Below are 17901 nucleotides of genomic sequence, written 5' to 3'. Positions count from 1 at the left end.
TATGTTGCGTTTGTATTGTCTGTACCATCTCTATCACAACCATGCTTAGTTGTGTTCACGCTTTGCTTGTCAAAAGAAATAACTCACTACCTCTACCACAAAAATGAGTACTTTTTTACTTACCGCTTTAATCTTTGCTTTGTTTATCAACATTGTAGTTATCCTGTTTATTAACAAGTTTAATTAGACTTATCCTTCTTGTGAGATAGCGCAACCGTACAAATCATGATGATGAACAATCCAAGTGCAGTTAACCATGTGCCACTATCTACATCCGTGTTAGGCAACGTTTTTTGTATCGCCTTAATCAACGGATTCTTAGATTCACTGCTACTTGATTTATTTACAGCACTTTCGTTAATCGGTGTGCCATTATCAGTATTGTCTTTAGATGACACATCAGTAGATTGGCCAGAGTTTGACATGTCATATCCATCAATCGCTTTCGGATCTTCTACAGTTTCTACTTCACTGACTTTTGTATCATTCCGATTCGTATTTGAGCTTTCCTGTGCCTCTTCCTCTGAGCGATTATGCCCATCAGACTTATCTGAACCGCTTTCTGAGACATTTGGCGTTACACCATGACTACTTGACTCTTTACTACCATTAGCATCGCTTGAAGAGCTTTCCACAGGTGTTGATGACCCTAGTTCACTACTTGAACTTTTTGAATCCTCTTTCTCAGAACTTGAGCGTTCCGTTGATGATTCAGTGTGGCTACTTGATTTAGATGATTCAAATACTGAGCTTGAAGTTGAACTTCCTGACTTAGCAGACGAACTCACGCTACTACTAGAGCTTGAACTTTGCGTTGAACTACTCTTGCTGCTTGATGAACTACTAGTCTTAGATGAAGAGATAGCACTGCTTGACTTAGATGAACTAGAGCTACTTGATTTAGATGACGATGAAGAGCTTGAACCGCTATCTGGTTTAGTTGGTGGCGTTGGCTTTTCAGGCTCTGCCTCCTTAGGGGCTAACACACCCGTATAATCAATTGACGCATCAAACTTGCCCGATACACTTGGGAAAGTCATAGCATCAGAAAATTGCCAGGCACCATACTGTGTATTCCAAAGATTTGTCTTCAACGGATTAAATGGATATTGAGCCATCCAAAATGACTTTGGCCCCAATGTATTAACATTCATCTTGCTACCCGCTTGATTGACGTAACTCACATATGTATAAACTGGACAAACATAACCAGCACTTTTTACTTCATTCTGAAATGCCTGGATATTTTGCGTGATATTACCGGTAAGCGTAAAGCCCTCTTCTTGATCCAAGATTAGTGGCGTGCCCTTGGGGATGCCTAATGATTTTGCGTATGCAATGAAATACTTTGCCTCTGACTTGGCAGTTGCTGGACTGCTAATCCAGCTATAGTGATAAACTGAAACGTTTAACCCGGCCGCTTTAGCATTCGCAATTTGTTGCTTGGCCACCGGGTTTTTATAGGTCGTGAACTCAGTCAGCTTAACAACAATCGTCTTGACCCCATTCTTCTTCATGACCTTAAAGTCGTTTACAGATGGCGTACCATTATTTGACGACACATCGACTGCATCAGTCCTTGGACGGGTCTTATCAGTGATCGATAGCGTTGGCACACCCGTTGTTGCTTGAATTACCTTTTTCAATGGTTTATCAGATGGCACTGATTCACGTTGTGTGATTTTGTCATGAAGTTCCTGATTGCTCATTTCATGATAAACGCTTGAATCGGTAGCTTGTAAATCGCTATGCCCCATAGCATTAGCATTCACCTGCATACCTAATAAGCTACTGGCTAACGTAAGCGTTAAGATTGCCGCCTTACTTGAGCGACGTTTCAATACAAATTCTAATTCCATATTTTCCTTACTCCCACTTGCAATTAAGATGATTGTTTTAATAACCGTATGGATCGCATTCCAACAAAACCTCCTTCATCAACCTTTCAAAACAAATTATATAGATGTTTTAAATCCTTGTGTTTAAAACAAAAAAAGCGCCTTTTGGCGCTTTTCAATGTTTCTATATAATTCTGTAAAATGGCTTTGCGATGGTCGTTTAGGCCACCGTTATGTCACATTAGCCTTTCCATGGTGGAAGTATGATTTTTGCGTTGACGTAACAACTGTGTTTTTGGTACAAAAAAACTCGGTCCAGATGGACAGATCCAATAATTTACTGATCTACTTATCACTCAAAACAAGCCCCCCCTCCTTGCTTTCTACTTTTTAACTCAGATACTCATTGATTCTCTGCAACCTTTTTATCTGGATTATGAGTATAGCAATATGAGTAGTGATGTTTTTCCTTCCCCAAGATATTCTCAATCTGCTTTACGAAAGGTTTTCCCATCAATACAATTGTCTTTTTGCGATTGAAAGAAATTTTTTACCAGTTCTTCTAATTGAGTAAAAGTATGTGCCAGTTGTTCCATCCCCACCGTAATGGCGCTCTAAATAAGCAATAATATACTCTTTTTGAAGCTGATTCACACTATATTTTGTAGGAATACTACCAGCTATTTTTTCAATCAAAGGGATGGCTTAAATTTGATGTGCTTTATTTTTGCATGTTTTGAATTATTTCTAATTATTTCTATAATTGGAGTATTTGCTACCAGAATGATAAAATAATCATTAGGGGGTATTCCCACCCCGCATTAACATATTCCACATATGCCCGCAAACCCCCTCACGTTAACTGAACGCTGAGGGGGTTTGTGTGTATCTAAACAAAAAAAATAACCAAACCTCATTTAGAGATTTGATTATCGGTGATTCTATTATTGGGATTTATTATCTGTTTGAACGTGTGTCACTCTGGTTTTGTATCTTAATACCTAGATCATCTAGTTCCAAGCATTTATGAAAAGACCATATGAGAACACCTAGAAAAGTCAATTCTACCAATTTCGACAGTCTGTTTTTTAAACCTTCAAGTTCCAAATCCCTACCTCTTCGACATCACTTAAATCAATAAAGTTAACCGGTGATTCACTCATACTCCCACCTTCTCCTCTTGTTCATACAGCTCTGATTATCAATATGTTAATGCATCTTATCCTCTAGCTTTGTAAATGGGCCAATCTTTTGCATCCCCGGATGTGGTTCATTAATCTCATTTAGCAAATTTTGATTGTCCTTGGCCAACATTGAATTTACTCTATCTCCCGTTGTAAAGCGTTTTAAAAAGCTCTTTAAGCCCATCTTTCCACTCCTTATTAATATTTATCCTTAGTCCAGCATTTCTGGATTTTCATTGATATTGCCCACGATTTTAAAATCGCCCATCCCTTGTCCCTCTAATGGAATTCTTTGTCCAACACTAGGGATATATACAACGAATATTTCTCCATTCCCTTGAATCACGCAATTTTCATGTACGTGATTTGAATTTTCAGAGTCAACTACTACAATATCGCCTTCAAAGATAGGCTCATTATTAATATCTTGCAATCCAGTATACTCTTCATAAATCCAAAGTTTATCATCGTCATCAAATACGAATGCTGTGGCATCATCTTCCGTATTGTACCAAGCTTTAGGTTTTTCGCCTTCTCTCTCCAACCAAATCCTGAATTTTAGTTTCTTTTCCATAGTTAAATTCAACCCCCATCTATATCAGACACTTCATAAATAGTTTCAATACTTTTAAATAAACACATTATAATTAATCAGTTCATAAACAATGTTTTATATCAAGAACATCACGTTTGATCACATCAATATATTTTTCCAAATTTACAATTTTAGTAGAGTACCGATCTACTAGATTTCCCAACACAACAAAAATACCGAGTGTAAAACCAACTAGTATATTTCCTATCCATCCCGCATTGTATAAAACATCATTGAACATGATGATATTTAAAATAACTAGCAACGCTGTTACACAACCCCACAAGTGCGTAACAAACCAGTCCCACAAATGCGCCATACCTCTACTTACTTTCCGCATCTTAATTCTCCTTAACTCTTTCAAAATCTCGTAACATTTCAACCAGATACTTGTTAACCAATTCATATTTAGAATATGACATTGAATCCTCAACTTTAATTTCTGAAACAATACCTTCATCCATAAGCCGTTCAACCATCCAACAAGCACGATTATAACCAATTTTAAAATGTCTCATAATTTCAGGAACAGACGTCAAAACACAACGTTGATCTTCAAAAACAGCATTATCTAACATAAACTGAAACACGCTAGGTGCTAATTCATCCTTAAACGCATTTGAAAAGTTAATCATTATTCTTAAACCTCCTCAATCAATTCAGCATGCAACCATGCACGCATTAAATCTTCTTCATTAACATCTATCCATATCCATTTTCTAAGCAATATCCTAATGAATTACTTTTGGATGGCTGCATCTTACGTCCGCATGTCTAAAACCCGGCCTTGCATATCTGACACCTCAGTCATTTCTCTACCATTTCCGCTTTCAGTACTTTGCCATATCCATTTGCTTTAAACTTTATTAATCGATTATCAGTTTTTATATTTTTTAATCGATCATTTGGTTTAACTTTAAGGCTAGTAATCGTTTTCGTCTTTTTCACACCTCGCAAGTTTCCGGAAACATGAACTTTGAATCCAGATCCATCAGTCGACTTTATCCGTAAATACTTCCCATCATCTGAAGGACTGACCGTGCCTGTTCCAACTATTATCATTCTGTCTTGCACATCATTTATAGGTACATTTTGTATTGCCGTCATCACACAAAATAAAATCAGCCCCGCCCCGACGACAAGAGGCATAAATATACTTAAAATAAGCGTGAAGTAGTCCGATTTCACATGATGAAATCTCCATTCTGTCATGGCTATGAATATACCGTAGATAAAGACTATTCCCCCTATAAAAGCAAGGCATGCAATGTTTCGTAAATCAACATTATTAGTTAATTGTTTTGCTATTTCATGAGTTGTCATATTATTCTCCAATTTGTCGAGTTAAATCTTTTCCAAAATACTTATTGGATAAACGCTTAAGAGTACCATCTTGTGCCAGTTTCACTTGGGCATCAGACACTTGCTTTTCTAATTCTTTGTCATTGTGTTTCTTGCTAAACATTGGTCGTGCCAAAATAGGCTCTAATTCATTCGTATGAATCGCTTTCAGCTTATTGGTCTGATGCTTCTTTTGATATGTGATCCATGCGTCTTCCGAGTTCAATGTAACATCTGCCTTACCAGAACCAACTAAATCTAACGTCTCTGAAAATCCTGGTGAACTAATAAGCGCAGCACCGTATTTCAAGGCTGATTGACCGTAAGCAGATGACGTCGTTTGTGCAGCCCGTGCTCCTTGTAGGTCATTTACTGTTTTAATTGGCGAGTTCTTTTTTACAATCATCACCGCATCAGATTTTAGATATGGTCGGCCAAATCGATAATGTTTCTCCCGTTCCTTTGTAGCAGTCATATCGTTATACACCACATCATATTTACCTACATCCAAACCTGCAGCTAACGAGTCAAATTTAGTTTCCACGAAAACTGGTTTTAATCCCATCTTCTTAGCAACCGCGTTAGCAACTTCGACATCATACCCAACTAATTTTCCAGATTTATCTTTGTATGAAAAAGGTGCGTATGTACCTTCTAAACCAACACGTAATTCCTTACGACTTCCTTTCGATTCTTTATTTAATTGATTGACGACTACTCCTGAGCCAACTAACACCAAAACAAAGGATGTCGCTAGAAGTACTACTGTATTTTTCTTCATCTGTTTTCACCTATTTTATTCGCTTTAACCAAAAGAAGTACCACAATAATCTCTAAAATCATTACAGTTATCTTAATCTGAAAACTATCTGATTTAGGGATACAGAAAATCCAATACGTAATTACAAACAAAATTATTGCTAACCAAGTCAGCAGATTTCTATCTTTGTAGTGTCTTTTAACAACTCTATATTGGGGATAAGCACGATATGTAATCAAAGCAACCATTATTCCATAAATATCCAAACCCGTTAATAAACCTAGTATCGCATCTAAAATTAGATTAAAAATTCCCATCTTTTTTCCTTTCTCCAAACGAATGAGAGACAGTTATAGAAAATAACAAATGTTAAAATTGCTAGCCAAAGTTGTTCAATGCCTTCCAGATATGATTCATAGCTAGTCAAGGTTGTCCATAATCTTCCTATATCCACCAAACAAGATTCTTCCAAGACAACTTCAGTTTCTTCATACAAACATTTATAAAATTTATTACCCTTCCTTTTATTCCTCGCTATCCCTAGCTTTTCTACCAACTTTAAAAGCATAGTAACTACTAGCAACACAAGTTGTAGACAAGAAAGAAATCCCAAACGCAATCAATCCAACTGGTAAGCCTCCAGAAATCATCTGTGCGTTATCTGCCCTGATCTTCAATTGAATCGCCAATAACACGACAAGTAATGGTCCAGTAACCAATATAAAAAATCCGCCGTTTGATTTTACGAAAGCTTGAGACGCTTTAGTATGGAATATCGCGAAACATTGAAAAACCATCGCCATGATCAACAAGCCCATAATTTGTTTATTTTGTAAACATAGAAGCATCGTCATAATCACATTGCTTAACAAAGTAATGCTGATAAAAAGTGTAATTAGATGTCTCTTCCATCCCTGGGCTCTCTTATCTGGCCCGTATAATAAAATCATGCAGGCATCTAACACAAAAATAATCGATAAATAAACCCCCATCACAAGCTCCTCCTTCTTGGTTTATAACCAGGGTTATATACCCCAGATAGTATGAACATAATTGTAAATAACGAATGTAGCTACAAACGCAAGTATCGCTGAAATAATAGCCACGAAATAGAACACCAATTTACGGTTACGGCGTAACGTATTGAGTTGCTGTTTCTTCTTATCAAGAGCTAAATTACCCTGACCCATCTTTTTATTTTCCAACGATTCAATCGCGCCATCATATTTTCTCAATATGTTCCTAGACGGATAAAAAAAAGCGAAATATATTACTAAATATAAAATAATGGGCCACATAATGATCATCGGTTGTAATAAAGCATAAATTAAATCCTCAAAATTTAAATCCATTTCACGCCTCCTTCAAATGCAAGCTTTAAGAATTTCTATTATCAATCTTCCCTCCAACTCTTCATATCAACGATTTTGTTCGTTCCATATAAATCGTAACCAGGGATGATTTCTTTATGAATTGGCTTAATCTGACCTTCACTTGAAATTAAATGATTTTCTATATCAGCACGTGCGAATGATAAGCTATCCTCATACGCAATTTCTGAAATTTTATAATCGTGTACGATTGTATTAGATTTAACTGCTGACTTCTTGGGTCTAAAATTTCGATCAGCTAATAAAATTCTTGATTCTGTGAACTTTTTTCCATTCAAACTTTTTTCATCCTTTGACGATAATTGACCATTAAGCGTCACTTTGTAGGCATAATATGTACTACGTGGTGCAACTTCATATTGTTTTGTAACATCTACATTATTTTTATCTGTTGTATCCCCGTTCCTTCTAAGAAGGGTTCCATCATCCAATTCAATATACTTCCTACTTTGATAAGTTTTATATATCCAAACTTTATGAGCAGGGACACCTGGAATCGTGCCAACTTTCTCTGCACTTTCGTTACCTTCAATTGAAACTCTGATAAGCTTTGTGACATCTTTTAAAGTTGATCCATTCTGTTCGTTCGACTGCTGTTTTTGTTTCTGCTGCCATATATCCATCCCAGAATCAATCGTCAGTAAACTGAATGCAATTGCAAAAAACATTAGCAGCACCCAACTGGGCTGTATTTCTATCTCTAAATTAGGAATAAAGTACTTTGCAGCTTTCACAAATACAATCAAAATTATGAGTGGTATTAAATCAATAATTAAACTATACCTAAGCTGAATAGTTACATTATTTGACACAACCTGAAAATTCAGAAACAAGACCGGACAGGCAGAGAAAATTAAATATAGAACGACTCCAATAGTGAACTGAAGGTTAGTAATAACTTTTACATGTTTTTTATCTTTTTTGAAGAAATAGATAATTGCACCCATTACAAGCAATGACAGTGTCACATATACTGCAATGGTTAAACCGATTTTAATCCAGATTGTATTCATATTTTTGTTCCACCTTTTCAAAATAGAAAATAATTATCATGCATTAATAACGACCATACCTTTTTGCCTTTGGACGCCAATCTATCTTTATGCTTTTAAATTCGCTCTCTAATGCGTCTTTCGTCTCTTGTATCAACGATAGCTTATTCGCACGCTTTTCCATCACATTGTAGCGATAGAGTTGAATGCAAGTGATCACAAGATATATTGCGCTTATAATAACCATCCCAACCAAATCATGTGTATTCAACCAGTCTGGTCGTACACATTCTAAGAAGATTACAATCACCGCACCAATCATGGCCAGACACATCCAAATGTAGTCTAGTTTAGACGTTTTAAGTTTTGGAATATTAGCTGTCATAATTGCTAATACTAAAATATATCCAATTAAAAATATCTTGATTCCCATTTTTCATCTCTCCATATAAAAAGGTAGAACCCTAACCGTGACAGTTACAGCTCTACCTATTGTTCATGCCTAGAATTAATTTCTATGCAATGCCCTTAAGAGGTATCGAACCCCTAACTTATTGATCCATAGAAGAAATCGACTAAACCCTAAATAAACCAGTAAGTTTTACCCCATCGGCAATAAAGGCAAAACTGGGGTTGTAGTAGTGATGTACAACCCAGTAAGACAAAAGACAATACTAGTTTCGTCCTAGTATTTGTAGCCTAAAAAATTAAAAAACTTGGCTACCAAACAACATAAACGGCTGAATGTTTGTGTTGTTCTGTTTTTACACAACTACCTGGAATCGAACCAGAAAAAAGAAAAATTATTAATGACTGTATCTATTTTCGACATATCCACGATATAGAATCATGAAGAATTCTTCTTATAATCCATTTTTAGTTGTAGTACAACCGCATTCAATGCGGTTGATGTTCATGTCCGCTAAACCCCTCTGTGGCTATTCAGAAGGTAAACTTGGACATGTCACCAATGATGTCTCATGTATACAGAAGGCGGTGAGTTTATTGTTATGTTCCCTGCTGGACTTGAACCAGCGACCGGACAGTTATGAGCTGTCTGCTCTAACCAACTGAGCTAAAGGAACAACCTAGTAATAGCGATAATCTTAAATTACCTTGTCTCAATTACTTGGACCTTGTCTAGATCAACAAAGTCTTCTGAACAATTAGTCTGATTCAATACACAATCATTAATTGATTTAATTACAGACAGCTCAGATAACGCTGTATCTTGATTGTCGTAATAAGTCGGTGTATTCCTTTTTAAATTGACGACGAATTTACTCCCAGTACATATTTTTGCGTAATACTTATCCGTATCTGTTTTGATCACAAACGCCATTTTATAGCCCACCAACGATGTTATATTGATTATTAATCAATATACCCATTCTATCGTTTTGGTTATGTGAGCGCAATTTAATTTCACAAAAATAAAAATTAGCGCACGAAAAAAAGCCACCGTATTTAACGGTGACTTCTTTAATTAACGAATAACCATGTTCATAGACTTTGGTGTGTTCCAACCAAGTGCCTTTGTGTTCTTGTTAACGTAGGCCCAAGTACTTTGTGATACCCACATTGTCCGCTTACCTGTTGCGTATGGATCAGCAATCAAAAATTGACCAGGACGGTATCCAACAATTGTCATAACGTGGAAAGCATGTTGGCCTGACAAACGCCAGTAATAGTCTGCCCAGGTTACAACAGCATTAGAGCGTGTTAGCTCCTTAATAATCTGTGAAGTACCAGCACCCGTGATGTCAGCGGCTCCCATGTTTTTAAATGCTTTTGCTAATGGATTAGCAAAAATAGTTTCTGTATAACGACTACCGTGTCCAAATGGGTTACCGTAGAATCCCTTACCAGGGTTAACACCATAACCAACTGGCACCTTGCGATAGATGCTTGGCAAGCCTGGGACGGCACGATTCTTATGTGACAATGCAATTTGCATTGACGCGCCTTCACAACCTTGTGGGGCACCTTGGTTCAATTGTGAGTAGTATGTGTAGTTCAACAATGCTTGATCAACACGGCCCTTGTTATTGAAATGATAACGCGTATTGCTCAATGTCTTCCAAGCATTTGTTAGACGCTTAAAGTTACTTTGGTAAAATTCCATCGTGTTCTTATAGTAACGCTTACCTGTGATGGCATGGCCATACTTATTAAAGAAGTAGTAGCTCCCTTTTTGGAGGATGCTCTTATTACGCGCTCCAGCAAAGTTTGAGCTATAGAATTCAAGTTGGTTCTTACCCTTGGCATCTTTATAACCACGGAAGCCAGTAATCGCTTGTCCTGTGTTGTTCAAGTAGTAGTAATGACCGTTCGTCTTAACACGCTTGTTACGGGCGCCAGCAAAGTTTGAACTATAGAACTCTAAGTGTTGCTTACCCTTTGAATCCTTAAACTTACGTACACCATTGATGGCCTTACCATTCTTATTGAAGAAATAGTAGTGGTTAGCTGTTTTGATGCGCTTATTACGAGCACCGGCAAAGTTAGAACTATAAAATTCTAAATGTAGCTTGCCGTTGGCATCTTTATATTGACGTAAACCAGTGATGGCCAAGCCGTTCTGATCAAAGTAATAATAATGATCATTGGTCTTGATGCGCTTGTTACGGGCACCAGCAAAGTTAGAACTATAGAATTCTAGATATTGCTTACTGTTAGCATCCTTGTATCGACGCAAACCGATAATCGCTTGACCATTCTGATCAAAGTAATAATAGTGGTTGTCAGCAAAAATACGCTTGTTTTGAGCACGTGTGAAGTCGCTGTTATAGAATTCTAAATGAAGTTTCCCATTAGCGTCTGCATATGAACGTAATCCCTTGTGTGCATTTCCATTAGCATCGAAATAATAATATTGGTTCCCAATTTTTTGTGAACCAGTAACCATGATTCCGTTCTTGTAATACTTGCCATTGCTCCAACCATTTTTCACTTCAGACGTTGCCTTAGTATTAGTATTTGTCTTTGATGATACTTGACTTTGTTGTGAAGTTGCACTTGTTGAAGATACTTCACTTTGAGAGTTAGTAAGCTTTGAAGCACCGGCGCTTGCAGATGCTTTTGTGCTTTGCTTGATACTGTTTGATTCAACTTGACTAGTAACACTTTGACTACCATTAGATGAGTTAACTTCACTAGCTGAAGAGCTGTTTAGTTGACTATTGCTTGCAGATTGACTGCTTTGATTTTGACTTACTGATTCACTAACAGAATTAGCGTTTTGTTGTGAGGCTGATACACCGGTTTCAACTGTCTTGCTAGTTGATGTAGATTGAGGTGTGTTCTCATCTTCGCTAACTGTTTGTGCTGCCTCTGGTGTCGTTGTAGACGTATCTACATCATCCGCATTCGCTACGCCACCCATCATCAAAAATGATGAGGCAACAAGAGCACTAACCCATACCTTACCACTTTTATATAACTTAACTCTTTGCTTACTTCCCATTTCCGTATACTCCTTAAAATAATCCAGCGTATATCTAAACGGATTCGACTAGATATACACAGCTAATATAGACCAAATTTCATTATATTATGTTAAACGGTATAAAAAAAGGTTAGTCCGTAAACTAACCAATTTTTATACCTCCTCTAATCCTCTTGTAATGTCAGCATTGGTCAAATACCTCCCCAACTAACTGCATCACTTCTTTGTTTGCTTTAGGCGTGGCACTATTTCCCCCTTACTAATCCACACAATTACGAGCAACGGCAGGATAGGCAAAAGCATCGTAAAGATGTTTCGGAACCAACCCGCGCAAAAGAAACCAACAAATCCCAATAGGATAATCCAATCAACTTTATTCTTACTAATCTGTTTGTTTCTAACTACCATTGAACGATTCACAATCCATGATGTGATGATTATGGCCATTGCCAATTTTTCGACTAACCAAACAAAACTCATCAAATCAATCATATTTAGGTTTTTCAAAATCATCCATGCGAACAAGGCAATCGGCAAAATCTCCAATGCCGTCAGTACCGTTTGGTAATTAGTATATGACTTAGTCCAGTCATCATCACCCATGTGCCATAGGTTCATCAACTTCTTTAAATCTTCAAACAGAAGCACAATACACAGCGCTACTATGAACAGAAATACACTTATTAATATTTGATACACTTTTTTCCTACTTTCAGCGCTACAATCCAAACTGATGATTAACATCTAAAGAATTCGTATCACCATAAACAATGTCGAGCGTGACATCTTGCCCTTTGGCACTAGTAAATTCGATACTTTTCCTAACAATCCAACTACCTGTATCATAATCAGAAAGAACGACTAGCTTTTGTGCTAATCCCTCTACTTCATTAATGGCACTTCCATCGGCCCCATAGTCCATCAGCATTTCCTTAGCTTTTAGCTCAGTAGCAAAGCCATCGTTACTAGCCCAAAAAGGTTTGAGTGATTCACCATCAACACCAATTGAGAGTGTGTATTCTTTATACGGATTCAGCATATTTATTCCTTACGTTCTACTATTCGGTAATATCTTTAATCGCCAGTTTCATCACTTGATAAATTCGGAATGCCTCTGGGCGCTCTTCCAAACCAATTGGAATTGGTCCGCGATGTGAACTTTCAAAAGCATCTTCAACTAAAGCTTGTAATGTCGCTTTATATACGTTCCCAGTTTCATCCCTATCAACCGTAGCAGGAACCATTACTTGAGCCTGGTTCCCATGTAGTAGAATGTTTTCAAGTTCAGACTCAAAGAAGTCTAAGGCCTCGGCCATCCATACAAACTTTTCAGTTGATGGATTGCGATAATCAAACTGATGTACGTATTCATAACTAAGTTCTTTTTCAGCATCACGCCAACTTTGCTTTGTCGTTTGATTCAATGCAATTTTATTATCTTTAACCATTTATAATTCTCCTTTTTATTAACTGACTATTATTTAACCTGGAAGTTTGTTTCGTGTCCTAAAAAAGATTCAACCCTAATACTTGATCCTGCAATTGAATAGATTAGTCTGTCTTTCTTGTTTAAACGAACGCTTAAGCACGGCATACGACGATAGCAAATCTTTTCTAAATCGCCGATTGAATCCGTAGCACCATCTTCAAGCAATCGCAGCAAGTGCATCGTTTTGTGATAAATCTGATTGTTGTGCCCTGACTTCATCTTCTTCAAGTCTTTCTTGGCCCGTTTTGAATATTGAATTTGCATATTTGAATCTCCAATTTATTTCTTCTTCTCTATTATCCCTCACTTTCCTGCCGAATGAAACCCCTTATTCGGCACGTTTTAATTAATTAGATAATTCCTCATTTCGTCCCGCATGTCTATTATCATCGGATGAGGCCTCACGTCCATTGTTCACATCATTCCTTAATGAAGAATTTGTGCTATTTACCGAACTTGAAGAACTATTAGCTTCAGGCCGAACTTGATTTGACTCCACGTTTCCCTCTACACGACTTGGCAATGTTTCACTTTCATCTGTCCGTGACTCTTCAACATTTTGTTCAAAGCTACGACTTACACGTTCAGAATCTCTCTTAAATGATTCTTCCATCTCTTTGCGTCGTGATTCTTCATCTTCCATCGATGCCTTACGTGATTCCTCATCACGTTTGCTCTGTTCAGACGCCCGACGCTTTGATTCTCTCTTAGCCTCTTCCTCAATTTGCTTTAGATATTTCTTTGAATCAGATTCCATTTTATCTTTATGGCCTTCTGATAATTTGGTTAGGTTAGACTCTCCTGACTTAATCACATCAAGGCATCCCCATTGATAATGCAAAGAAGAAAAGCTGTTCATCACACTATTCAACGTTGGTGGAAATAGTAAATCTGACGCTTGCAGTACGTAACCGGTTTGGCCATTCACATTTTGTCTTTTTACTTCTCCATCTTTACCAATTAGCTTTGAGAAGCCAGATAAAATCGTATCTGAATCTTGTCCTAATTGAACCATCAATTCATCCATCTTTAATGCAAATGGATCAGATGGGTTATCTAAAAGAATTGAGTGAATTGTTCCAGCGAAAGTATCGTTAAATTGATATATCTTTGCCGGCGTCACCGACTTTTTCAGCTTAGTAGTATTACCACCTTGTCGTCCTGTCGCTGACTTACCATCGTTATCCAACAATGCGTTGTAATTCTTCAAGACAACCCGTTCTTGCTTATAGGCGTCTAAGCCATCTTGAATAAGCGCTGCCTCATTAGGATGCATGTTGTCCTTCAATTCATTCATCTTTGAAATATCTTCGTCATCAGGAACCATCTTTGAAACATCGGTTGCCTTTTTGAATTTAGTATCCATCTGTTCATATTTGAGATAAGCATTACTCTGAGAAGACATGACACCATTCTTGACTGAGACATTCTCTGCTCCTTGTTTATTTAGACTATAAGAACGCCAATATAATAAGACGACTATCACCACCAAAAAAACCAAGGCCAGCATCACGATATGCTTTTTTTTAGTTCGCATTATGATACCTCTCAATGTCTGATTTTGAATAATTTGGATCTAGCGTCCCGCCAACAAACATCTTTTTCTGATTCAAGAGATTATCAACATCCCGATTTAGGTTTGCATCCCCTGGTCTTGAACTAGGTTGTTTGTACTTTTGTGTTTGAACAACCGGGCCAATTTGACCTCCTGATGTTCCATATGCATCGTTTGGCTTTTTCCAATCGTTCTTTTTATTAGTAATCCTCTTCATTGTGTCTTTATATACATACTGTGGTAAGTCTTCTTCTGAAGCCCCACTAGGTAAAATGCGTGGCGACAAGTAATGAGTAGCCTTAGCTGTTTCATCAAATCCCATCCACGTGACTAATACTTGATTAGGCGTAAATCCTGCATACCATGAATCCTTAACCGCACGTGCGGGTTTCTTTTCACTAGCATCAAATTGATTCAAACCAGTTTTACCAGCCTGAGGCATACCTTTAATCATCGCACCCTTTGCTGTTCCATTGCTTGAAGGAACACCCTTAAGCATATCGACCAGCGTATAGGCTGTACCTTCACTCATAACACGCAACGCTTTATTCTCACGTGTTCTTGTACCTGAATTTGAAACAACTTTGCGTAACAAGTGTGGCGGATTATACATACCACCATTTGAAACAGCAGCATATGCACCTGCCATTGCTTGTGTTGATGTTTCAGTACCCAATGCTTGCGATATTGTAGCAATAGTTGAGCCATCATCAGGATTCTTTAAATCGATGCCAAGTGCACGTACAAAGTTAGAAGCGTATCTTGCTCCCGCTGCCTCAAACGCTTTAACAGCTGGCACGTTCAAAGAATTAACCAGGGCCTTACGCATCGTGACACTGCCACGATAACGACGATCATAGTTGTAAATCTGAATGTTAGTTCCTTCATACTTATATGGCGAATCATTTAACACGTGCTGACTATGCCATCCATACTTCTCTATCACTGGTCCATAATCAAGTAATGGTTTGATTGATGAACCAGATGACCTAGTTTCTTGCGTTGCACGATTTAGACCAAAATCAACTTGTTTGTTTCGTCCACCCACTTGCGCTTGTATCTCTCCATTCTTCACATTAACTAATGTAGCGGCTCCTTGTAATGCTTTATCAGTACCTGCAAAGTTAGGGTTGTCATTTATTTGCCCATACAGAACATTCTGGGCTTTTGTATTCAAAGATGTATAAATCTTCAAGCTTTCTGTTCTTGGCTTATATCCTGCCTCTTCGGCCTCCTGTAGCGCATTTGAAACAACATCATCAATCTTTCGCACATTTGCTGGCCGTTCATGCTTTTCGATTGGTACCACTCCATGGTTAACCGGCTGTTGCACAGATTGTTGATATTGTTGCTTATTAATCGCTCCGGTCGATTGCATAGCTGCTAAGACCAAGTTTCGACGCTTTTTTACTGCCTCAGGATTTTGATAGACGTTATAGACACTTGGCGATTGGCCCAAACCAGCAACCAGCGCTTGCTGATCCACAGACAACTTATTCAAATTCCTTCCATAATAGAATCTCGAAATTGTCTGTGCGCCATATCGGCCATAACCTTCATAAACTTTATTGATATACCACTCTAATTGTCGTTCCTTAGAATAGATAGAATCTACTTGAACTGATATCCAAATTTCTTGCAACTTACGTTTTAACGTCCGATCAGATGCATCAGTTGAGAACAATGATAGTTTCACTAACTGTTGTGTGATTCCCGAACCACCAACTTGGACCCCTCTCCCTAACACTTTAGATTCAAAGGTCGTTTTAAATGCATTTAGAATTCCCTTTACTGAGAATCCTTTTTCATGGAAGAAATTCTTATCTTCTATAGCAGTAACTGCATCAATGTAGCTCTTGGGGATGTCGTCATATTTAACATAATCATTTTTCGCCTGAGAAGAATTATAAATTTCCTTATTATTATCGTCATAAATTTGCGTGGTAATCTGTGGTAAGTTACGCAACTGCTTTTGACTAACCTGTGGTGCTCCCCACAAGATATACAGAATTCCCAATGCAGCTGCTATCACTACCACAATCAAATAGAACCAAACACTCTTATATACTGGTTTTTTCTTAACTACGTGAACTTTTTTCTTAGCCATCTTAGACTCGCAATGCCCTATCTAAACACCGCGCCTCCCATCTACTGTCGATAAACATTTTTAATAACATCATTGTCTATCTCACCGTATTTTACTAATGAGATGGGTACTGACACATTCCCACCGACATCTTGAATTAACGTTGGTGTGTTATTAACATCATATTTCTTTAAAAGACTCTTGTTTTTATCATCCTTTGCGTTCACATAAACTGTGGCAATATTTTGCGCTTTAGTTCGTTGACTTCCTGCAGCCTTCACAATTTTTGGATATGCATCCTGGCAATGACCACACGTTGGATTCAAAAATACAATTACTGTTTCTTTATTTGCCTTGTCCCTAGTTTCAATAACACGACTAGGGTTTTGCGTAAATGTCATTTGGGTTTTAATACCACTGCTTGTAGCAGAATACACAATTGCTGATACTACCCCCAGAACAACAATGAACAACAATATAACTAACGTTTTCCCTACGTTTCTAAATTTGGAAGTCATGCATATACCTCATGCCATTAATTGGATCATCGTTTACTGTTCTTGAAATGCCTAAAACAGGTACATACTTGATGACATCTGAATCACGTAAGGGCTCATTATTGTCATGGTCCTCTAACGACTTCTTAGCTACGCCCAACAATACTTCACGTTGTCCAGCACTTGGGTCCTTTAATACGTTTTTTTGTAAAGCATCTAAAATATCAGCCGACTTTTCAAAGAAGCTTTCTTCGTTGGCTAGTGTTGGAACAGTATGATCCATTCGATACCACTGAAAGAATATTTCATAAACAGTGCCATTAATTTCGCTTGGCCCCAAGTATCTAGTTGAACCCATTTCTAAATTATTTTTCTTATTAACAAATAAATTAACAAAATCAGCGTCTGGTTCAGACACCACTGCTTTCTTTAACTCATCAATTAACTCGTATAACTTCATAAAAATCTCCTTTTACAACATATATTAATTATTGTACACTATATAGCCGTGCGCTAATTTTTATTTTTGGTAACCCAATATCTACAAATTAACTCTAAAATTTAGGTGTTTTTTAGTCGAGCGCAATTTTATTCAAATAAACTGCTATTTTTTTACGCCTGTTACAACGTTTTAATTAAAATAACTTTAAATGGAAATAATTTCATGTTTATAATAATACGGTTGAATTTATCTCACTTACACCATAAAGAATTTAGGGAGAATA

At 37.3% G+C, this 17901-nt stretch carries 21 protein-coding genes and 1 tRNA gene; all 22 read right to left on the bottom strand.

Annotated features, from left to right (window positions below):
- Positions 1–179: 179 nt before the first annotated feature.
- The 22 genes from JOC36_RS07395 to JOC36_RS07290 all read right to left on the bottom strand — a co-directional run bounded on the left by JOC36_RS07395 (position 180) and on the right by JOC36_RS07290 (position 17636).
- Complete coding sequence (locus JOC36_RS07395; RefSeq protein ID WP_205145859.1) at positions 180–1859, bottom strand: GH25 family lysozyme; 1680 nt, start codon at positions 1857–1859, stop codon at positions 180–182.
- Positions 1860–3047: 1188 nt separating this feature from the next.
- Positions 3048–3206, bottom strand: a complete 159-nt coding sequence (locus JOC36_RS07390) for a hypothetical protein (protein ID WP_205145858.1) — start codon at positions 3204–3206, stop codon at positions 3048–3050.
- A gap of 27 nt (positions 3207–3233) precedes the next feature.
- Complete coding sequence (locus JOC36_RS07385; RefSeq protein ID WP_205145857.1) at positions 3234–3596, bottom strand: YopX family protein; 363 nt, start codon at positions 3594–3596, stop codon at positions 3234–3236.
- An 82-nt stretch (positions 3597–3678) separates the two neighbouring features.
- Entirely contained in the window at positions 3679–3957 is a 279-nt protein-coding gene (locus JOC36_RS07380) for a hypothetical protein (protein ID WP_205145856.1), read from the bottom strand.
- Between the two features lies 1 nt (position 3958).
- A complete protein-coding gene (locus JOC36_RS07375) occupies positions 3959–4252 on the bottom strand; it encodes a DNA translocase FtsK (protein ID WP_205145855.1) in 294 nt (97 codons plus the stop codon).
- 172 nt (positions 4253–4424) lie between these two features.
- Entirely contained in the window at positions 4425–4940 is a 516-nt protein-coding gene (locus JOC36_RS07370; RefSeq protein WP_205145854.1) for a hypothetical protein, read from the bottom strand.
- Between the two features lies 1 nt (position 4941).
- Entirely contained in the window at positions 4942–5739 is a 798-nt protein-coding gene (locus JOC36_RS07365; RefSeq protein WP_205145853.1) for a transporter substrate-binding domain-containing protein, read from the bottom strand.
- Entirely contained in the window at positions 5736–6035 is a 300-nt protein-coding gene (locus JOC36_RS07360; RefSeq protein WP_205145852.1) for a hypothetical protein, read from the bottom strand. Before JOC36_RS07360 ends, JOC36_RS07365 begins: the two co-directional genes overlap by 4 nt.
- Before the next feature lie 207 nt (positions 6036–6242).
- A complete protein-coding gene (locus tag JOC36_RS07355; protein WP_205145851.1) occupies positions 6243–6710 on the bottom strand; it encodes a hypothetical protein in 468 nt (155 codons plus the stop codon).
- A 33-nt stretch (positions 6711–6743) separates the two neighbouring features.
- The gene (locus JOC36_RS07350; RefSeq protein WP_205145850.1) at positions 6744–7070 is read right to left on the bottom strand and encodes a hypothetical protein; all 327 of its coding nucleotides are present in this window, start codon (positions 7068–7070) and stop codon (positions 6744–6746) included.
- 41 nt (positions 7071–7111) lie between these two features.
- Positions 7112–8122 carry a hypothetical protein gene (locus JOC36_RS07345; RefSeq protein ID WP_205145849.1) on the bottom strand — a complete coding sequence of 337 codons (1011 nt, stop codon included), beginning with the start codon at positions 8120–8122 and terminating at the stop codon, positions 7112–7114.
- A 43-nt stretch (positions 8123–8165) separates the two neighbouring features.
- Entirely contained in the window at positions 8166–8534 is a 369-nt protein-coding gene (locus JOC36_RS07340; protein ID WP_205145848.1) for a hypothetical protein, read from the bottom strand.
- A 578-nt stretch (positions 8535–9112) separates the two neighbouring features.
- Positions 9113–9186, bottom strand: a tRNA-Ile gene (locus JOC36_RS07335).
- Positions 9187–9587: 401 nt separating this feature from the next.
- A complete protein-coding gene (locus JOC36_RS07330; RefSeq protein ID WP_205145847.1) occupies positions 9588–11567 on the bottom strand; it encodes a KxYKxGKxW signal peptide domain-containing protein in 1980 nt (659 codons plus the stop codon).
- 198 nt (positions 11568–11765) lie between these two features.
- On the bottom strand, positions 11766–12197 hold the full coding sequence (locus JOC36_RS07325; RefSeq protein ID WP_205145846.1) for a hypothetical protein: 432 nt from the start codon (positions 12195–12197) through the stop codon (positions 11766–11768).
- A gap of 70 nt (positions 12198–12267) precedes the next feature.
- Positions 12268–12588: a hypothetical protein gene (locus JOC36_RS07320; protein WP_205145845.1), complete on the bottom strand. Its 321-nt coding sequence runs from the start codon at positions 12586–12588 to the stop codon at positions 12268–12270.
- A 19-nt stretch (positions 12589–12607) separates the two neighbouring features.
- A complete protein-coding gene (locus JOC36_RS07315; protein WP_205145844.1) occupies positions 12608–12997 on the bottom strand; it encodes a hypothetical protein in 390 nt (129 codons plus the stop codon).
- Positions 12998–13026: 29 nt separating this feature from the next.
- A complete protein-coding gene (locus JOC36_RS07310; protein WP_205145843.1) occupies positions 13027–13302 on the bottom strand; it encodes a hypothetical protein in 276 nt (91 codons plus the stop codon).
- 82 nt (positions 13303–13384) lie between these two features.
- Positions 13385–14575: a hypothetical protein gene (locus tag JOC36_RS07305; protein WP_205145842.1), complete on the bottom strand. Its 1191-nt coding sequence runs from the start codon at positions 14573–14575 to the stop codon at positions 13385–13387.
- Positions 14565–16700, bottom strand: coding sequence for a transglycosylase domain-containing protein (locus tag JOC36_RS07300; protein ID WP_205145841.1), 2136 nt, complete (start codon positions 16698–16700; stop codon positions 14565–14567). Before JOC36_RS07300 ends, JOC36_RS07305 begins: the two co-directional genes overlap by 11 nt.
- A gap of 41 nt (positions 16701–16741) precedes the next feature.
- Complete coding sequence (locus tag JOC36_RS07295; protein WP_205145840.1) at positions 16742–17197, bottom strand: DUF6568 family protein; 456 nt, start codon at positions 17195–17197, stop codon at positions 16742–16744.
- The gene (locus JOC36_RS07290; protein WP_205145839.1) at positions 17181–17636 is read right to left on the bottom strand and encodes a hypothetical protein; all 456 of its coding nucleotides are present in this window, start codon (positions 17634–17636) and stop codon (positions 17181–17183) included. The genes JOC36_RS07295 and JOC36_RS07290 overlap by 17 nt, the downstream gene beginning before the upstream one ends.
- Between the last annotated feature and the right edge of the window lie 265 nt (positions 17637–17901).

Origin of the sequence: Weissella uvarum, from assembly GCF_016908785.1 — a bacterium.
GTDB lineage: Bacteria > Bacillota > Bacilli > Lactobacillales > Lactobacillaceae > Weissella > Weissella uvarum.
This window is presented reverse-complemented; position numbering and strand designations above follow the sequence as displayed.

Bases quoted from the DNA above. Each gene is read 5' to 3' on its own strand.
- JOC36_RS07395 (WP_205145859.1), bottom strand. From the start codon at position 1,859: ATGGAATTAGAATTTGTATTGAAACGTCGCTCAAGTAAGGCGGCAATC.
- JOC36_RS07390 (WP_205145858.1), bottom strand. From the start codon at position 3,206: ATGGGCTTAAAGAGCTTTTTAAAACGCTTTACAACGGGAGATAGAGTA.
- JOC36_RS07385 (WP_205145857.1), bottom strand. From the start codon at position 3,596: ATGGAAAAGAAACTAAAATTCAGGATTTGGTTGGAGAGAGAAGGCGAA.
- JOC36_RS07380 (WP_205145856.1), bottom strand. From the start codon at position 3,957: ATGCGGAAAGTAAGTAGAGGTATGGCGCATTTGTGGGACTGGTTTGTT.
- JOC36_RS07375 (WP_205145855.1), bottom strand. From the start codon at position 4,252: ATGATTAACTTTTCAAATGCGTTTAAGGATGAATTAGCACCTAGCGTG.
- JOC36_RS07370 (WP_205145854.1), bottom strand. From the start codon at position 4,940: ATGACAACTCATGAAATAGCAAAACAATTAACTAATAATGTTGATTTA.
- JOC36_RS07365 (WP_205145853.1), bottom strand. From the start codon at position 5,739: ATGAAGAAAAATACAGTAGTACTTCTAGCGACATCCTTTGTTTTGGTG.
- JOC36_RS07360 (WP_205145852.1), bottom strand. From the start codon at position 6,035: ATGGGAATTTTTAATCTAATTTTAGATGCGATACTAGGTTTATTAACG.
- JOC36_RS07355 (WP_205145851.1), bottom strand. From the start codon at position 6,710: ATGGGGGTTTATTTATCGATTATTTTTGTGTTAGATGCCTGCATGATT.
- JOC36_RS07350 (WP_205145850.1), bottom strand. From the start codon at position 7,070: ATGGATTTAAATTTTGAGGATTTAATTTATGCTTTATTACAACCGATG.
- JOC36_RS07345 (WP_205145849.1), bottom strand. From the start codon at position 8,122: ATGAATACAATCTGGATTAAAATCGGTTTAACCATTGCAGTATATGTG.
- JOC36_RS07340 (WP_205145848.1), bottom strand. From the start codon at position 8,534: ATGGGAATCAAGATATTTTTAATTGGATATATTTTAGTATTAGCAATT.
- JOC36_RS07330 (WP_205145847.1), bottom strand. From the start codon at position 11,567: ATGGGAAGTAAGCAAAGAGTTAAGTTATATAAAAGTGGTAAGGTATGG.
- JOC36_RS07320 (WP_205145845.1), bottom strand. From the start codon at position 12,588: ATGCTGAATCCGTATAAAGAATACACACTCTCAATTGGTGTTGATGGT.
- JOC36_RS07315 (WP_205145844.1), bottom strand. From the start codon at position 12,997: ATGGTTAAAGATAATAAAATTGCATTGAATCAAACGACAAAGCAAAGT.
- JOC36_RS07310 (WP_205145843.1), bottom strand. From the start codon at position 13,302: ATGCAAATTCAATATTCAAAACGGGCCAAGAAAGACTTGAAGAAGATG.
- JOC36_RS07305 (WP_205145842.1), bottom strand. From the start codon at position 14,575: ATGCGAACTAAAAAAAAGCATATCGTGATGCTGGCCTTGGTTTTTTTG.
- JOC36_RS07300 (WP_205145841.1), bottom strand. From the start codon at position 16,700: ATGGCTAAGAAAAAAGTTCACGTAGTTAAGAAAAAACCAGTATATAAG.
- JOC36_RS07295 (WP_205145840.1), bottom strand. From the start codon at position 17,197: ATGACTTCCAAATTTAGAAACGTAGGGAAAACGTTAGTTATATTGTTG.
- JOC36_RS07290 (WP_205145839.1), bottom strand. From the start codon at position 17,636: ATGAAGTTATACGAGTTAATTGATGAGTTAAAGAAAGCAGTGGTGTCT.